This window comes from Rhizobium herbae (assembly GCF_019511375.1).
GTDB lineage: Bacteria > Pseudomonadota > Alphaproteobacteria > Rhizobiales > Rhizobiaceae > Pararhizobium > Pararhizobium herbae_A.
This window is the reverse complement of record NZ_JAEUAO010000001.1, coordinates 147,903-164,032: the sequence shown is the minus strand read 5'-3', so window position 1 is coordinate 164,032 and position 16,130 is coordinate 147,903. Positions and strand designations below refer to the sequence as shown.

Genomic DNA, 16,130 nt, shown 5'->3' with positions numbered 1-16,130 from the left:
ACTCAACCAGCCGGCGCAGCTTCCAGGCCGACCAATCCGATTTTCGTATAGCCCGCCCGCTGAATGAGGTTCATCACTTCCATCAGTTCACCGTAGTCGACGGCCTTGTCGGCGCGCAGCAGGATGCGCTTCTGCGTGTTGCCGTCAGTGATCCGATTAAGCTCTGCGACGAAGTTGTCGCGGCCCGTTTCCTCGTTGCCTAGCGCCAGAGACAGATCCGCCTTCAACGTTACGAAAACGGGCTTGTCGTCACGCTTGGCCGGCTGCGCTGCCGATTGCGGCAGATCTACCTTCATGTCGACGGTGGCGAGCGGCGCCGCCACCATGAAGATGATCAGCAGCACGAGCATCACGTCGATAAAGGGCGTGACGTTGATCTCGCTGTTTTCTTCGAGGTCGTCGGCGCCTTCGCTGATTTTGCTGGCCATGATCCTTATCCGATCCGTGCGATGCCGGCGTCCGAATGCATATGGCTTTCGGCCTTGCGCGGCATGTGTCGGCGCGCCTGGCGGAAGTCGAGGTCGCGGCTGACGAGCCGCTCGACCGCGGCGGAGGCATCGGCAAGGATCAGGCGGTAGCCGCTGATCGAACGGGCGAAATAGTTGTAGACGACCACGGCCGGGATGGCGGCTACAAGGCCGACGGCCGTTGCCAGCAGCGCTTCGGCAATACCCGGCGCAACGATCGCCAGATTGGTCGTCTGCGCCTGGCTGATGCCGATGAACGAATTCATGATGCCCCAGACCGTGCCGAAAAGCCCGACGAATGGCGAGATCGAGCCGATCGTCGCAAGTATGCCGGTACCGCCCGCGATGCGCTTTCCGGCGCCAGCCTCGATGCGGGCGAGCTGTGAGGCGACGCGCTCCTTGACGCCCTGTGCCGATACAATATCGAGAACCGCTTCCGATTTCGCCAGTTCATCGTTGGCAGCGGCAATCATACGGCTTGCCGGGGCGGACCTGCCGGACAGGCTTTCGCCGACATCACGCAGCACAACCGCCTCCGTCAACAAACGGACCGCCAGCTTGACGCCTCGCTTGGCGGCGGCCAGTTCGAACAGTTTGACAAGCAGGATCGCCCATGTGGCAACCGATGCCAGCGCAAGCGCACCCATCACGCCTTTGACGACGATATCGGCAGCAAGAAACATTCCGAGCGGCGACAGGTCATGCGGCAGCACCGGATTGGCGGATGTTGCCCTGTGCTCCTGGCTCTGCGCCATAGCGTCTGCATTGTCGGCTCGATCGACCGGCGCAATCTGGCTGACTTCGCCCGCGGGCATTGCTTCACCCGGCTGATGCGTCTCGGTCGCACCGGAAGCCGGGTTCTCCTGCGCGTGTATCGCTCCAGCATTCGAGAACGCCAGCAGCACGGCCAGCATCATCCATTTTGGCATCGCCCGGTTCGGCATGACCTATCCCCACCTTATTCAATCGCCCTGCCACCCCACCGAAAGATGTGGGACCGCAAATCCTGACGAAGGCGCAACGCCAACGTCGCCGCGGCTTCATACGACAGACTATGGCGGAAACGCAAGAATTTGTGGACTATTTTTATCAAGAATAAGCACTCCTTTATATATCACGTATATTCGTGCGCTCGACGGTCACCGCGCCCAAGGCAGGCGCGCGCTTCAACGCACTCAGGGAGCGTTGAACTCCCCGGTTCGCCAATCATAGGTCCTGTGGCGACCCCAAGGACGCTGGAGCTGGTCCAAGGCAGTCTCAACGCGCATCCCCGCCTTGCCATTCTGCCGGCCAGCCTCGTCCACGGAGACAGCGAATATCTCGACGGCGCCTGTTCGCCTCAGGCTTTGACCGCTGAGCAACATGGCGCCGGACCGGCAGTCCTGAAACTGCAGCATGACGGGCGTGACGATGATGTCGGCCTCGTCACAGGCGATGCCGACAAGGCGTGCATCTTCCACCGTGACGATACGCCATCCCGCGCGCGCGGTTGCCGCACACCAGTGTTTCGGCACGCAGGCGAAATGCACCGGCGGGGCTTCCGCCAGCAGCCGGCGGACAGCCGTTCGCGCTGCATCCCTGTCGATCGGTGTCTTGCTTTTCGGCCCCGCACCGCTTCCTGCCCTTTCCGGTGGCGGCGCATTCGCGTCCTTGGGCGCCAGGTCGGCGCGCTGCTGCGGCTTTTGATGCCCGTCCAAACGCAAGGCTCGCTGCCATTGCGAAAACACGAAGTCAGCCGGGTTGGTGCGGTTGCTCGCCGCCTGGCCTTGCTCGATCATTGCGACCAGACGGCCATCTTCGGCAATCACGAGGTCCGGACGCGGGCTCGCGCCACCCCATCCGGCCAGGAGCCCGGCGGCGATCACCACCATTCCCGACAAAGCGAGCCATGTCCGCGACAGACAGGCGAGAATACCTCCGGTCGCAATCAGTATGAAGGCGCTGTCCGGCACCCGGCCGGTCGTCACTTCGCCGCCCCAGGACGATACCATGTTGGCGATGGAAATCACCCAGTCCAGCCCCTGTCCCACGACGAGCAGCGGATAGCGATCCAAACCGAAAGGCATCAGCAGCATCGCAAGCAGCCCGAACGGCATGACCAGAACGCTGATCACCGGCATGGCAAGGATGTTGCCGACAAGCCCATAGGCTGCAAGACGATGGAAGTGCCCCGCGGAATAGATCATCGTCGATAGGCCGCCGATGAAGGAACTGAGCAGCAAGCCCGCGAAAAACCCGCTAACGGCCTTGAGGGGTCCTGCCGTGCGCTTGCCGGACACCGGTTCGCGGCCTGGCCGCTCCCGCCAATGTCCATAGCCCGCCACCAGGGCCAACGTTGCGGCAAAGGACATCTGGAATCCTGGCCCCGTCACCGCGGACGGCGTGATCGCCAGAATGATCAATGCCGATAGCGCCACGTTGCGCAGGCTGATCGACGGCCGGTCGAAGAATACGGCGATCAGCATGATGGAAATCATGATCCACGATCGCACGGCCGAAACGGCCCCGCCGGAGATCAGGATATAGACGAACACCATGATCAGGGCACCGGCAGCCGCCAGCTTCTTGATCGCAAACCGGTGTGCCAGCCCGGGGATGAGACTGAGAAACGTTCGCGCGCCGATCAGGAAAGTCCCTGCCGCCAGCACCATGTTCAGGCCGGAAATGGCGAGCACATGCGCCAGCCCCGCCTCGCGTAAAGCCTCGATCGTCGGACGACTGATCGCGCGCTCTTCCGCCGTCACCAGGGCCGCGGCGATCGCCCCCGCATCGCCCCCGATCGTGCTGCGGATGCGCGCACCGACCGTCTCGCGCATTTGCGCGATCGTCTCCTGCGCGCGCGCAAGCCAAGTCGCAATCTGGCCTTGGGTGGCGCTGTCCGGCACAACCGCGACTGCTGCCGGTTTGCCATAGAAATATCCAACCGCCCCAATGCCCTTGAAATAGCTGTCGAAGGCAAAGTCGTTGAGACCGCGAAGAGCCGGACCGGATGGTGGCGAAAGCCGCGCCTTGCCCTCAATCCCGCCACCGATTTGGACCGGCGTTGACCTGCTGCGGGAGAGGAGTGTCACCGTTGCAGGCGCCCGCTTCAAAGCGGGATGCGAGGTTTGGGCGACATTGACGGTATATCGCCAGTACCCCCGATCGGTGCTCTCTCTGGCGATGACGGTGCCGCGAACGACGGTCGTAACCGGCGTGTCCAGCAGCACCGTGTTCTTCCGCGCCGTCTCGCCCGCCGCCAAAACCATGCCGGCAAAAAACAGGGTGGCGAGAAGGGCGACCATGCGCCAGAAGCTCGGCCGAAGCAGGAGCGCTGCCATGCCGAAAATGCACATCAGCAGTGCAGTTTTGAGAAAGCCAGGCGTTTGGGCTAAGGAAAACCAAGCCAGAGCGCCCAGGCCGAGAAACACCGGCGCAAACAGGAACACATGGCCAAAAGCCTGCTCTTCCTCCACCGCACGCCGAAACGCGGCGCGCCATTTCTTTCGCCGGAACCGGGCGCCTATAGCCAAGGGAAAGGAGACATGCAGCCCACGACCATCGGCTTTCAGCGGTTCGTAAATTATTTCAGGTACTTGGATGGTGGTTTCGAGCGCGCTGGGTTGAGCGCCGAAAAATCGCGTGCGTGTTGCCTCAATCGGCCCCTGTCCCTTGCCCATGGACGCTATTCCATCCGCGCCAGCCCCGGTTTCACTGTGCAACCGCGGATATCGAAATGCAACCTTTGAGATTTTTGCCTAGAAAACAGGCATAGTCTCATTGCCGTTTGAAAAGGCTGTTTTTCAGCGCCATTATCCCATTGGACATATTGGCGGAACATGTAATTATTGCGTCGCCATATGCCTATTTTTGCATCGCACAATTTGCCTTTCGTTCAACTTGGCAGCCGTGTGTAAATCGGGTAGCACATGGTCGGCTTTAATATCTGCGGCATGTGTGCCAATTTGCTGCAAACGGAGGATCCCCATGACAGGAAAAAGCGCAGTCGTCACCGTCGACAACAAAACGGTAGAGTTACCGGTGCGATCGGGGTCGATTGGTCCGGATGTGGTCGATATCGGCACGCTCTACAAGCAGACCGGCCAGTTCACCTACGATCCCGGCTTCACCTCGACAGCATCGTGTGAATCGAAGATCACCTATATCGATGGAGATCAGGGCGTCCTCCTGCATCGCGGCTATCCGATCGAACAGCTCGCCGAACACGGCGATTTCCTCGAAGTCTGCTACCTGCTGCTCTACGGTGAATTGCCGACGGCCGCTCAGAAGAAGGACTTCGACTACCGGGTCACGCACCACACGATGGTGCATGAGCAGATGTCCCGCTTCTTCACCGGGTTCCGCCGCGACGCCCACCCGATGGCCGTCATGTGCGGCTGTGTCGGCGCCCTGTCGGCGTTCTATCACGACTCCACCGACATTACCGATCCGCATCAACGCATGGTCGCCAGCCTGCGCATGATCGCCAAGATGCCGACGCTTGCCGCGATGGCCTACAAGTACCATATCGGTCAGCCCTTCGTTTATCCGAAGAACGACCTCGATTATGCGTCGAACTTCCTGCGCATGTGCTTTGCCGTGCCGTGCGAAGACTATGTCGTCAATCCGGTTCTGTCGCGCGCCATGGACCGCATCTTCATCCTGCATGCCGACCACGAGCAGAACGCCTCGACCTCGACGGTTCGCCTCGCCGGCTCGTCGGGTGCCAATCCGTTCGCCTGCATTGCGGCCGGCATCGCCTGCCTCTGGGGTCCGGCCCACGGCGGCGCCAACGAAGCAGCGCTCAACATGCTTTCGGAAATCGGCACGGTCGACCGCATTCCGGAATTCGTCGCCCGCGCCAAGGACAAGAACGATCCGTTCCGCCTCATGGGCTTCGGCCACCGGGTCTACAAGAACTATGATCCGCGCGCCAAGATCATGCAGAAGACCACGCATGAGGTCCTGGCCGAGCTTGGTCACAAGGACGATCCGTTGCTCGAAGTGGCGATGGAACTCGAGCGTATCGCTCTGACTGACAGCTACTTCATCGAGAAGAAGCTCTATCCGAACATCGACTTCTACTCGGGCATCACGCTGAAGGCGCTGGGCTTCCCCACGACCATGTTTACCGTGCTGTTCGCGCTTGCCCGCACGGTCGGCTGGATCGCCCAGTGGAACGAGATGATCGAGGACCCGGAACAGCGCATTGGCCGTCCGCGCCAGCTGTATATCGGCGCGCCGGAGCGCGACTACGTCCCGGTCTCCAAGCGCTGAGTTTCAGGCAGCCGGCTGAATGCCCGGTCAGAGATGGCCGGGCTTTTTTGCGTTAAGAACTTCGAGAACGATCCGGGCGGCGGCCTCACCGGGCGGCCTTTCTGTCGCCATTCGCTGCCAGACCGTTCGAAAGCCGGACAGCATGGCCTCGCGTTCCGGCGTGGCGGTGGTGAGGCGTTCCATCCAGCGCGCCAAGGCGCCGGGCCGGATGGCCTCGTTCAGATATTCCGGAACGACCGGGTAATCTGCCACGAGATTTGGAATGGCGGCCGTCCATATCTTGATACGCTTGTGCATCAGCCGAATGATCCAGTCAGCCTTGTACGCCGAAATCACCGGTATGCCGGCCAGCGCCAGTTCAAGAATGACGGTGCCGGACGCCGCGATTGCAGCGTCGGCCTGAGCGAAAGCCTGCCACTTGGCGGCAGGCCCGATGGTGATTTCCGGCTTGGTGGCCCACGACGCCGTGATCTGCCGTACCAAACCTTCCTGTCTCGGGACGGTCGGCAGCAAGAACCGCATGTCCGGGTGACGGCTGCGAAGCTCCTTGGCCGTCTCGCCGAAATCGGGCAGCAGACGAGTGATCTCACTGGCGCGGGATCCAGGCAGCAAGAGGCAGGTGGCAGGCAACATGCCCGCTTCTGCTACATGTTTCCCCAGTTGTCGCGCTCGCACCTGCAGGACATCCGCGTCGCTTGCCAGCCGGTGCCCGACATAGGTGGTCGGCGGACCTCCGAGACTTCGCATCACCTCGGGCTCGAAGGGAAGCACGGCAAGCACGTGGTCGATATACGGCCGCATGTTGACGGCGCGCTCGGATTTCCACGCCCAGACACTTGGGCAGACATAGTTGACAATCGGCAGGTCCGGCAAGGATTTACGGACAATTCTTGCCACGCGGTGCGTGAAATCCGGACTGTCGATGATAACGAGGATATCGGGAGCTGAGGCGACGATCGCCTGTGCCGTCTGGCGAATGCGCAAAATGAGCTTCGGCAATTTCACCAGCACCTGCGAAATGCCCATGATGGAAAGCTCGGAATAGTCGAACAGCGAGTTCAGGCCTTCCGCTTCCAAACCCTCGCCGCCGACACCGACAACGGACAGATCGCCGCCAACAAGGGGGCGCAACGCCTTCACCAGATCAGCCCCAAGCAGGTCGCCGGAAACCTCGCCGGCAATGACGGCAAGCTTGAGGTCGCTTTTGCTCATCGCAAGTCTCGCAGAAATGCGCGATCGATTCCGGTGACGAAGATGCCGGCTTCGTTCGCCTGTGAAATCGTCGCCGACCGCTCAAGCACCAGCGCACGCCCCGCCTCTATGGCAATGCCCGCAAGCCCGGCAGCCCGGGCCCCCTCGATCGTCGATGTGCCGATTGAAGGGAGATCGGCGCGCAGATCCTGCTGCGGCTTGCAGAGCTTGACCAGAACGCCGCGTCGGCGGGTCGAAATCCGTCCCTCGGTCCTCAGCCCCGCAACACGGGCAAGCATCGCATCCGTTCCCTCCGGCCCCTCGAGAGCGACCACGCGCCCGCCGACAGCCACTGCGCCCTGGCCGACATCAAGCCGACCGAGCGCGACCGCGGCGGCGGCGGCAACTTCGATATCCTTCCAGTCGTCCCGATCCGGCTCGATTGCGCCGAGTGGCCCGGTTTGCGCCAGCAGTTCCGGAATGATGTCTTGCACGCCGATGACGCGGGCGCCGCTTGCCTCGATGAGTTCGATGGCCATTTTCAAAACCGCATCATCGCCGCCCGACAGCAATGTCTTCAGCACACCGGGTACCCTGGCGAGCGTCTTGAAAGTGGGCTTGATGTCACGCCATTCCGGGCGACGGCGAACGGCGCCGGACAGGACGACACGATCGATCCCTTCGGTGCGGAAGACCGCGCTGATCGCCTTGAAATTGCCGATCCCCAGGAACTGGTGATCGAAATCAGACCAATCCAGTCCTGTCTCGTTGGTGAGCGCGATGATGTACGGATTTTCGCCTATCGCCTGCGCGGCCTCGGCCACGTGATGGGGCAGCATGCCGCCACCGGCGATGATGGCCAGCCTCCCGCCTGTTTCCGGCCGGCTGTCGATAGCCATAACGCTCAGCCTTTTTTTGCTCGGCTTGGCGAAGACAAAGCGCGATCGCTCTCGGCGGCGATGAAATCGAGAATTTCCATGGCCGGCGCACAATCGGCGTAATTCGCACGAATGGCAGCAGCATTGGCACGGATGGACTCAGGTCCTTCAAATATCTGCTTATAGGCGCGGCGGACCTCATGAATCGTCGCCTTTTCGATGCCCGCCCGCGCCATGCCGACGACATTAAGGCCGCTCAGGATACCCGGGTTCCCGTTCAGCATGCCGTATGGGATGACATCGTAGCTGACGGCCGAGAGACCGCCGATAAAGGCTTGCCGGCCGATGCGGGTGAACTGGTGAACCGCCGAACCGCCGCCGAGAATGGCGCGGTCTTCGACCGTCACATGTCCCGCCAGCATGACGTTGTTGGACAGGATGATGTTGTTGCCCAGACGGCAGTCATGCGCGACATGCGCATAGGCGAGGAACAGGTTGTTGTCACCGATGATCGTCGCACCACCGTGCTCGACGGTGCCGGTATTCATTGTCACGCCTTCGCGGATCGTGCAGTTTTCACCGATCGTCAGCGTCGTGTCGACGGCGCTGTGGTGCACGCTCTGCGAATCGCCGCCGATCACAGCGGACGGAAAGATCTTCGATCCCTTGCCGACCGTGGTGCGGCCAAGCACGATTACGTGGCTGATAAGTTCGACGCTGTCGCCGAGCACGACCTTCGGGCCGATATGGCAGAATGGCCCGACAACGACGTTGTCGCCGATCACCGCTCCGTCTTCGATTACCGAGAGCGGATGGATCTTCGCAGTGGCTGCAATCATGGTCAGGCGTCTTCCTTGCTGATAATCATCGCGCCGATATCAGCTTCCGCGACAAGTTGCCCGTCAACTTTTGCATCACAATGAAATTTCCAGATATTACCGCGCTGCTTCTGCTTGACGACATGGAACTCGACGCGATCGCCGGGCACGACCGGCTTGCGGAAACGGGCATTGTCGATCGTCATGAAGTAAACCAGATTGCTGCCGTCGCCGGTCTTGCGGGCGCAGATGGCGCCCGCCGTCTGGGCCATTCCTTCGATAAGCAGAACTCCCGGCATGATCGGTTGTTCAGGGAAATGGCCGGTAAAGTGAGGCTCATTGGCCGTCACGTTCTTGATGCCGATCGCGGAATTGTCGCCGTCGATCTCGATGATGCGGTCGACGAGCAGGAACGGATAGCGATGAGGAAGCAGCTTCAAGATTTCCCGGATGTCGGCCGTACCGAGAACGGTCGTTCCTGCTTCACTCATTGTTGCCTCCCGATTTCTTCTGTCTGTTGTGCACCCGCGCCGTGATTTCCGCGACATCGCGAAGGAAGTCGCGCATCGGACGCGCCGGTATTCCGCCGTAACGCTCGTTGGGGGGAACATCCGAGGCGACGCCGCTCATGGCGGCGATTTGGGCCCGGTCACCGATCTTGATATGACCATTTACTGCTGCTGCGCCGCCGATCATCACGCCGTCGCCAACGATGGTACTGCCGGCGATGCCAACCTGGCTGACGATGCCGCAATGCCGGCCGATGCGGACATTGTGGCCGATCTGAACCTGGTTATCGATCTTGGTGCCTTCGCCGATGACGGTGTCGTCCATCGTGCCACGATCGATCGTCGTGCCAGCGCCGATCTCCACATTGTCCTGGATGATGACCCGGCCGATCTGGACGATCTTGATCATCCCGCCCTTTGGGCCCGGCGCATAGCCGAAACCGTCTTGGCCGATGCGGGCGCCGGGATGGATAATGACGTTGTTTCCAACGAGCGCACACAGGATGCTCGCGCCGGCGGAAATCGTGCAGTCCCGTCCGATTCGCACGCCAGGTCCGATTACCACCCCCGCGCCGATCCGCGTCCCCTCGCCGATTTCGGCGCCTGCACCGATCACGGCCATCGGCTCGACCTCGACATTCGGCTCCAGCCGCGCCTGCGGATCGATCACCGCCGCAGCGGAAATTCCGGCCTGCGAAAGATTGCGCGACGGACGCATCGCCGCTTCATGCAGATAGGTCCCCGCCAAAGCGAAAGCCGTATGCGGATGCGCGGTCAGCAAAACAGGGATGTGAGAGGGAACCAGTGGTGCAATGGTCTTGTCGCAGACGATTGCGGTCGCCTGGCAGGTTTCCAGTTCATCGCGGCTCTTGCGGGACAACATATAGCAAATGTCGCCCTCCTTAGCCCGATAGACGGGAGCAACCGACCGGACAATCCGGTCGGCAGAGCTCTTATCCTCAAGCGTCGCGCCGATTTGGTCCGCCAGATCGATCAGGCGAACCCCCTCATGCGGCGGGAAGAACCAGTTATATTCCATGGCCAACACTCCAGAACAGTTTTGGCAGGCAGTTCTGGACTGCAAGGATCAGAAGGAGGACGAGATACCGAACTTGAGGTTCTGAACCCTGTCGAAGTCTTCCTTGGCAACCGGGATTGCGTAGTCGATGCGCAGCGGACCGAAGGGCGACGCCCAGAGCAGACCGAGACCAACGGACGCCCGAAGCGAGCTGTCGGTGCCGCGAACCCCGTCGGCTGCAGTCACGTCCACCTCGTTGCCGTAAAGCGTACCGGCATCGGCAAATACAGCGCCGCGGAAGCCTGCGTCGCGGGCAACAAACGGCAGCGGGAAGGTCGCCTCGGCAGAAGCCGTGAAATAGGTCGTTCCGCCGATCGCGTCGCCGTTTGCAGCACGCGGGCCGACGCCGTTGCGCTCGAAGCCGCGGATATCGTTGCTGCCCAACTGGAACTGGTCGAACACTTCCATTTCGCCACCGGTATTGAACACATGGCCGGCACTACCAGCCAATGACGCGATGATATCGGCGTCGTCGTGCACCGTATAGTACCACTTGAACTTGCCGGTCAGCTTGTAGAAGTCAGACGTGCCACCGAGGCCTGCATATTCCTGCGTGGCTGAAGCGAGGATACCCTCGTGCGCCTGCTGGGCATCGTCGAGTGAATTATACGTCAGCGTCTGCGAGACCGAAGACCGCTCCCAGGGCGAGCCATTGACGACACGATCATAGGGGCTCGAAAGATCATCCGTATCGCCATGATAATCCATCTGCGTAAAGTTGTAGCGCAGCGTGGTCGACAGTCTTTCGGTGATCGGCGCAGTTACGCGCAGACTGAAGCCGCTGTCCTCATAGCTGTAGTTGTCTTCATCATAGTCGTTTTCGTTCTTGAAGACATCGAAACCGGCAGCCAGACGATAGCCGAGGAAATAGGGCTCGGTGAACGAGACGTTATAGGTGCGGCTGTCCTGGCCACGCCCGGCGGCCAAGCGGATATACTGGCCGCGGCCGAGGAAGTTCTTTTCTTCGATCGAGGCTTCGACAAGGAAGCCGCCGCCGCTGCCGGCCGCATAACCGGCGCCGATGCCGAACGAGCCGGTTGACTGGTCCTGCACGTCAACGACGATGACGACACGGTCAGCCGCACTGCCCGGCTGCGTGCTGATATTGACGGCTGAGAAATAACCGAGCGCGTCAAGGCGGCGCTTGGCGGTGGCAATCATCTCCTGATTGAACGCATCGCCTTCGCTCACGTCGAATTCGCGCCGGATGACGTAGTCGCGCGTACGGGTGTTGCCGCGGATTTCGATGCGTTCGATATAGGCGCGCTCGCCCTGATCGACCAGATAATCGACGGCGATCGTCCGGTTGCCGAAATCACGGTTGCCGCGCGGGGTGACGCGCGCGAACGGATAGCCTTGCGCCGCAACGCGCCTGGAAATCGCGGAAATGCTTTCCTGAACGTCCTTGGCCTTATAGACCGAGCCTTCCGAGGTCTGCACCAGACCCTTCAATTCTTCGGCATTGATCCCTTCGACGGTCGATTCGACATTGACCGGCCCGAAATTGTAGCGCTCGCCCTCTTCGACGGTGATCGTCACGGTGTATTCATTGCTGGATTCATCCAGGACTGCGTCCGACGAAACGACGCGGAAATCCGCATAGCCGCGATTGTAATAGAACTGGCGCAGCAGTTCCTCATCCGCACGCAATTTGTCGGCGTTGTAGACGTCCTTGCGATTCAGGAAGGAGAAGATGCCCGATTCCTTCGTCGCGATCACTGCCTGGAGACGGCCGTCGCTATAGGCATTGTTGCCGACGAAATTGATCTGCTTGATTTTGGTGCGCTCGCCTTCGTTGATAACGAAAGCGAGATTGACGCGACCTTCCGCAATCGGAACGACCTGCGTTGTGACCGTGACGTCGTTACGGCCCATGGCCGCATAGGCATCCTTGATGGCCTGAATATCGGATTCAGCCGTCGCCTCGCTGTAAGGGCCGAGCGAACGCGTGCGAACGACAGCCTGCAGCTTTTCGTCCTTGATCTTGCGGTTACCGTTGAAAACAACCTGGTTGACGAGCTGGTTTTCGCTCACGGTGACAACAAGCGTGCCGCCGGAGATATTGATGCTGACGTCGGAGAAATAGCCGGTCGAATAGAGGCGCTTTACGGAAGAATCGATATCAGCATTGCTGAAGCTCTTGCCGGGAACGATGGTGATGTTTGCGCGGACAGTCTCCGGGCTGACACGAGTGGCGCCGCGGACTTCCACGCGGCTGATCGTTGCGGCTTCTGCGACAGATGCACTTGCAAGCGTTACAATGCCAGTCCCCGATGCGACAATCCCAGTGGACAGCGCAACCGCCGACACCGCGTTCAAAAACCTTGAACCAGCTTTCATAAACCTTACCTTCTTCCCAATGCCCCGCAGCGAACTCGTACCGACTCCGGTCACGGTTGCCGTTTTAACCGCTTTTCTCATACAAGCAAGGGAGCTCGTTAATTTCTATTTACTTCAATTGAAACCGTGTCCTAACGGCCACTACGGAATTGCTTTATCGTAAACAATTCCTTTCAATCAACCCATTGAATTCCCCTGACGTTGAACGTCCCTCGAATGGCCTGCGGCCCCGCACAAGCCTCGAATTCCTAGCCAAGAAGCGAGCTGATGTCGTTCCACGTGGCGAAAACCATCAGCATCAGGACCATGGCAAACCCAATACGGAAAGCGATGTCCTGCGCCCCCGGTCCGACAGGTTTTCCACGGATGGCCTCCACCGCATAAAACATCAGATGACCGCCATCAAGTACGGGAACCGGCATAAGATTGAGAAGTCCAATGGAAACTGAAAGTACTGCCGCCAGTTGCAGGACGGCTGCGACGCCGATGGTCGCCATCTGGCCGGAGGCCTGGGCAACCCGGATCGGCCCACCAAGCTGGTCGGCCTTCATCCGGCCGGTAACGAGATTGGCCAGATAATTGAATGTGCCGGTGACGATATGCCAGCTCTCGATCACCCCCTGCCCGACAGCCTCGATCGGGCCAAAATGCTGCAGGCGGAAATTGCCGGTCTCCTGGTTCGTCAGGATGCCGATGATTCCAAGCTCCATCTTGTTGCCGAACTGATCGGTAATCTCGGTGCGCTCAGGCACCATCGGCAGATCCAGCAACTCTCCCTTGCGCTTGATCTGGATGGTGATCGGCGTTTCCGGTCGGACGCTGACATAGCGGCGCACGTCGTCGAATGTCGTCACCGGCGTACCGTCGATGGAAACGAGCAGGTCGCCGGGCAGCACACCAGCCTGGGCGGCTGCACTGTTTTCCTTGACTTCGGCGACGACCGGGTCAGCCACAGGCTTGCCGTAGATGGCGAAAAGCACGGCGAAGATTGCGATCGCCAGAATGAAGTTGGCGATGGGGCCGGCGGCAACTGTGGCAGCACGCTTCCAAAGCTTGGCCCCAAGGAAGGTGCGGCCGCGATCCTCGGTGGAATATTGATCAAGGCGGCTGTAGTCCGGAACGCTCGCGGGATCCTCATCGCCGAAGAACTTGACGTAGCCGCCAAGCGGAATGGCACAGACCTTCCAGCGCGTGCCGCGTTTGTCGGTGTAGCCGAGCAATTCGGGGCCGAAACCGACGGAGAAGGCGAGGATGCGGATACCGGACCAGCGCCCGACAAGGTAGTGGCCCATCTCGTGCACGAAGACGATCAGCGTCAAAACCAGCAAAAACGGCACGATATAGCCGAGAATAAAGTGAAGCACATCGGCCAGGTAAGCCATGTCATCCCCCGATCAGGTGCGGCGCCATTTTACGGCCCCAGCAGGATCGCCCCCATGGGCGCATTTTGTCCACCGGCAGCCATGACTTGCACCAAGACAAATAGAAGCGCGGCAAAACAGGCAAAAACAAGTCCGTCGACACGATCCATGACACCGCCATGACCTGGAATGAGCCGGCTCGAATCCTTCACGCCAAACCGGCGTTTGATATAGGATTCGAAGAGATCACCGATCTGGCTGGCGACCGACAGGGCAAGAGCCAGCAAGGGAATGCGCACGTCGTCCATCGAAAAATGGCTGAGAAATACCACGACGCCCGCTATCACGCCCGAGACCGCGCCACCGATTGCGCCCGACCAGGTCTTGCCAGGCGAAATGCGCGGCGCGAGCTTTGGACCGCCGATCGCCCGACCGATGAAATAGGCGAGAATATCCGTCCCCCAGACCACCGCGAAAATAAAGATCATCGCGACCAGGCCGATATCGCTGTCGCCCCGGATCGCCGAGAGCGAGATGCCGGTAAGACCGGCATAGACGATGCCGCCGGGCAGCCACCAGCTGCCGCCCCGCAAAAAGACCCAGATGGCGCCTGCAAGGGCACACGCTGCCAGGACAAGCAAAGTCAGCTGCGCATTGTCGAACAGAATGAGAGCGGCGATCGCCGCCTGCGAAAGCCAGCCGAAGGCATTGCCCCGGAAATCGCGCTCGGCGAGCCGGGTGATCGTCGACCATTCATGATAGACGAGGAGCGCGATGGCGACGGAGAGCAATTGGAAGACGGTTCCGCCGGCCCAGGTCGCGCCAAGTGTGACGACCGCCAGAACAAGGCCGGAAACGATGCGCAGTTGCAGCTCTTTTTGCATCAGGAGCCAACTGCCAGCGTGGGCTGCGACAGTCCGCCGAACCGACGTTCCCGTCCCGCGTAGGCCTTCAGCGCGTCCAGGAAAACCTCGCGGCTGAAATCAGGCCAGAGTTCAGGAACGAACAGAAGCTCGGAATAGGCCGCCTGCCAAAGGAGGAAATTCGACAGACGCTCTTCGCCACTGGTGCGCAAGATAAGGTCCGGATCGGGAATGCCGGCCGTGTCGAGCCGGCTGGCGATGCGCTCCGGCGTGATCTGGTCGGCCGTCAACCGTCCTTGCTGGACATCGACCGCCAGAGCCTGCATGGCGCGGGTGATTTCATCGCGAGAACCGTAGTTAAACGCGATGACGAGCGTGATGCCGGTATTGTTGCGCGTCGTGTCCTCCGCCTCGATCAGCAAGGGCAGAATATCACCGCGAAGATTGGTCTTGTCACCGATCACCCGGATACGAACGTTCTGCCGGTGCAGATCCGCAAGATCGCGTCGGACGAAGGCCTTCAGCAGCCCCATCAGGTCCGAGACCTCTGCCTCCGGCCGGCTCCAGTTTTCGGATGAGAAGGCAAACAGCGTGAGATAACGGATGCCCACCTCACCGGCGGTCCGCACCGCCTCACGGACGGCTTCTACCCCCTTGCGATGCCCCATCGTGCGGGGAAGCCCCCGCGAATTGGCCCACCGTCCGTTGCCGTCCATGATGATGGCAACGTGCGTGGGAACATTTCTAGTCAATGGGTTCGACATCAGCAGCCCGGAAAAACAGAGACTCGGAAAAGGGCAGTCTAGACCTGCATGATTTCCTTTTCCTTCTCGGCGAGCAAGCGGTCGATGTCGGAAATCATCTCGTCGGTCATTTTCTGGACCTTTTCCGACTGGCTGCGGCTCACGTCCTGGCCAATGTCGCCGTCCTTTTCGGCTTTTTTCAAGCTGTCCATGCCGTCGCGACGAACGTTGCGCACCGCGATCTTGGCCTTCTCGCTGTACTCATGCGCAACTTTCACCAGCGACTTGCGGCGCTCTTCATTGAGCTCGGGCAAGGGAATGCGCAGATTCTGGCCGTCCACGATCGGATTGAGGCCGAGATTCGATTCCCGGATTGCACGATCGACGGCGCCGACCATGGACTTGTCCCAGATCGAAACGCCGAGCATACGCGGTTCCGGGACAGTGATGTTGGCGACCTGGTTCAGCGGAACGCGCGAACCATAGGCTTCAACCATAACCGGGTCGAGAACATTGGCGGATGCACGACCGGTGCGCAGCGATGCGATATCGTGCTTGAACGCAGCGATCGCACCTTCCATGCGGCGCTTCAGATCACTCAGGTCAATACCTTCACTCATGGATCA

At 60.5% G+C, this 16,130-nt stretch carries 14 protein-coding genes; 1 reads left to right on the top strand and 13 read right to left on the bottom strand.

From position 1 onward, the window contains the following. Positions 1-2: 2 nt before the first annotated feature. The 3 genes from exbD to JNB71_RS00850 all read right to left on the bottom strand — a co-directional run bounded on the left by exbD (position 3) and on the right by JNB71_RS00850 (position 3,877). Positions 3-428: a TonB system transport protein ExbD gene (exbD, locus tag JNB71_RS00860; protein WP_220369981.1), complete on the bottom strand. Its 426-nt coding sequence runs from the start codon at positions 426-428 to the stop codon at positions 3-5. A gap of 5 nt (positions 429-433) precedes the next feature. Next, positions 434-1,411, bottom strand: a complete 978-nt coding sequence (gene exbB, locus JNB71_RS00855) for a tonB-system energizer ExbB (protein WP_220369980.1) — start codon at positions 1,409-1,411, stop codon at positions 434-436. A gap of 231 nt (positions 1,412-1,642) precedes the next feature. Beyond that, positions 1,643-3,877, bottom strand: a complete 2,235-nt coding sequence (locus JNB71_RS00850) for a ComEC/Rec2 family competence protein (RefSeq protein ID WP_346657244.1) — start codon at positions 3,875-3,877, stop codon at positions 1,643-1,645. Between the two features lie 556 nt (positions 3,878-4,433). On the opposite strand from JNB71_RS00850, the gene gltA reads away from it, so the two are divergent. After that, entirely contained in the window at positions 4,434-5,723 is a 1,290-nt protein-coding gene (gene gltA / locus JNB71_RS00845; protein WP_018325216.1) for a citrate synthase, read from the top strand. Between the two features lie 27 nt (positions 5,724-5,750). On the opposite strand, the gene lpxB is transcribed toward gltA, so the two are convergent. The 10 genes from lpxB to frr all read right to left on the bottom strand — a co-directional run bounded on the left by lpxB (position 5,751) and on the right by frr (position 16,124). After that, the gene (gene lpxB / locus JNB71_RS00840) at positions 5,751-6,935 is read right to left on the bottom strand and encodes a lipid-A-disaccharide synthase (protein WP_220369979.1); all 1,185 of its coding nucleotides are present in this window, start codon (positions 6,933-6,935) and stop codon (positions 5,751-5,753) included. Further along, positions 6,932-7,813, bottom strand: a complete 882-nt coding sequence (locus JNB71_RS00835; RefSeq protein WP_220369978.1) for an LpxI family protein — start codon at positions 7,811-7,813, stop codon at positions 6,932-6,934. Before JNB71_RS00835 ends, lpxB begins: the two co-directional genes overlap by 4 nt. A gap of 5 nt (positions 7,814-7,818) precedes the next feature. Then, positions 7,819-8,631 (bottom strand): acyl-ACP--UDP-N-acetylglucosamine O-acyltransferase, encoded by an 813-nt coding sequence (gene lpxA, locus JNB71_RS00830; RefSeq protein WP_431027826.1) that lies wholly within the window; start codon positions 8,629-8,631, stop codon positions 7,819-7,821. Between the two features lie 2 nt (positions 8,632-8,633). Further along, entirely contained in the window at positions 8,634-9,101 is a 468-nt protein-coding gene (gene fabZ, locus JNB71_RS00825; RefSeq protein WP_018325212.1) for a 3-hydroxyacyl-ACP dehydratase FabZ, read from the bottom strand. After that, positions 9,094-10,158 carry a UDP-3-O-(3-hydroxymyristoyl)glucosamine N-acyltransferase gene (gene lpxD, locus JNB71_RS00820; protein WP_220369977.1) on the bottom strand — a complete coding sequence of 355 codons (1,065 nt, stop codon included), beginning with the start codon at positions 10,156-10,158 and terminating at the stop codon, positions 9,094-9,096. The genes fabZ and lpxD overlap by 8 nt, the downstream gene beginning before the upstream one ends. A 48-nt stretch (positions 10,159-10,206) precedes the next feature. Further along, the gene (gene bamA, locus JNB71_RS00815) at positions 10,207-12,537 is read right to left on the bottom strand and encodes an outer membrane protein assembly factor BamA (RefSeq protein WP_220369976.1); all 2,331 of its coding nucleotides are present in this window, start codon (positions 12,535-12,537) and stop codon (positions 10,207-10,209) included. Positions 12,538-12,785: 248 nt separating this feature from the next. Next, the gene (gene rseP, locus JNB71_RS00810; protein WP_220369975.1) at positions 12,786-13,919 is read right to left on the bottom strand and encodes an RIP metalloprotease RseP; all 1,134 of its coding nucleotides are present in this window, start codon (positions 13,917-13,919) and stop codon (positions 12,786-12,788) included. Positions 13,920-13,948: 29 nt separating this feature from the next. Beyond that, positions 13,949-14,782, bottom strand: a complete 834-nt coding sequence (locus JNB71_RS00805; RefSeq protein ID WP_220369974.1) for a phosphatidate cytidylyltransferase — start codon at positions 14,780-14,782, stop codon at positions 13,949-13,951. Then, positions 14,782-15,525 carry an isoprenyl transferase gene (locus JNB71_RS00800; protein WP_220369973.1) on the bottom strand — a complete coding sequence of 248 codons (744 nt, stop codon included), beginning with the start codon at positions 15,523-15,525 and terminating at the stop codon, positions 14,782-14,784. The genes JNB71_RS00805 and JNB71_RS00800 overlap by 1 nt, the downstream gene beginning before the upstream one ends. 38 nt (positions 15,526-15,563) lie before the next feature. Next, positions 15,564-16,124 carry a ribosome recycling factor gene (gene frr, locus JNB71_RS00795; RefSeq protein WP_220369972.1) on the bottom strand — a complete coding sequence of 187 codons (561 nt, stop codon included), beginning with the start codon at positions 16,122-16,124 and terminating at the stop codon, positions 15,564-15,566. Positions 16,125-16,130 lie beyond the last annotated feature (6 nt).

Coding starts and splice junctions, on each gene's coding strand:
- exbD (WP_220369981.1), bottom strand. CDS start 428: ATGGCCAGCAAAATCAGCGAAGGCGCCGACGACCTCGAAGAAAACAGC.
- exbB (WP_220369980.1), bottom strand. CDS start 1,411: ATGCCGAACCGGGCGATGCCAAAATGGATGATGCTGGCCGTGCTGCTG.
- gltA (WP_018325216.1), top strand. CDS start 4,434: ATGACAGGAAAAAGCGCAGTCGTCACCGTCGACAACAAAACGGTAGAG.
- lpxB (WP_220369979.1), bottom strand. CDS start 6,935: ATGAGCAAAAGCGACCTCAAGCTTGCCGTCATTGCCGGCGAGGTTTCC.
- JNB71_RS00835 (WP_220369978.1), bottom strand. CDS start 7,813: ATGGCTATCGACAGCCGGCCGGAAACAGGCGGGAGGCTGGCCATCATC.
- lpxA (WP_431027826.1), bottom strand. CDS start 8,631: ATGATTGCAGCCACTGCGAAGATCCATCCGCTCTCGGTAATCGAAGAC.
- fabZ (WP_018325212.1), bottom strand. CDS start 9,101: ATGAGTGAAGCAGGAACGACCGTTCTCGGTACGGCCGACATCCGGGAA.
- lpxD (WP_220369977.1), bottom strand. CDS start 10,158: ATGGAATATAACTGGTTCTTCCCGCCGCATGAGGGGGTTCGCCTGATC.
- bamA (WP_220369976.1), bottom strand. CDS start 12,537: ATGAAAGCTGGTTCAAGGTTTTTGAACGCGGTGTCGGCGGTTGCGCTG.
- rseP (WP_220369975.1), bottom strand. CDS start 13,919: ATGGCTTACCTGGCCGATGTGCTTCACTTTATTCTCGGCTATATCGTG.
- JNB71_RS00805 (WP_220369974.1), bottom strand. CDS start 14,782: ATGCAAAAAGAGCTGCAACTGCGCATCGTTTCCGGCCTTGTTCTGGCG.
- JNB71_RS00800 (WP_220369973.1), bottom strand. CDS start 15,525: ATGTCGAACCCATTGACTAGAAATGTTCCCACGCACGTTGCCATCATC.
- frr (WP_220369972.1), bottom strand. CDS start 16,124: ATGAGTGAAGGTATTGACCTGAGTGATCTGAAGCGCCGCATGGAAGGT.